The 258-nt window shown below is 55.0% G+C and carries 1 protein-coding gene; it reads right to left on the reverse strand.

Features of this window, described 5'->3' with window-relative positions; genetic code table 11:
- Positions 1-258 (reverse strand): adenylate/guanylate cyclase domain-containing protein (locus QSV46_RS40195; RefSeq protein ID WP_314964204.1); only part of this gene is annotated, 258 nt, incomplete at both ends.

Raw genomic sequence — 258 nt, forward strand, 5'->3', positions numbered from 1 at the left:
CCACAACATCGCCGGTTGCAATACCCACATGCACCTGGATAGGTGTCCTCGCCGGATTGGATATGGCTTTCACCGATTTGATGATTTCGAGGGCGGCCACAACAGCACGTTCCGCATCCTGCTCGTGAGACTCGGGCCAACCAAAATACGCGCTTATGCCATCGCCGAGGTCTTTTGCTATGCAGCCGCCGAATCGCTTCACGATGCTGCCGCAGATTTCGTGGAAAGAATTCAGTAGTCGCCCAAGATCCTCCGGAT

Source organism: Bradyrhizobium cosmicum, assembly GCF_032290525.1.
Lineage (GTDB): Bacteria > Pseudomonadota > Alphaproteobacteria > Rhizobiales > Xanthobacteraceae > Bradyrhizobium > Bradyrhizobium cosmicum_A.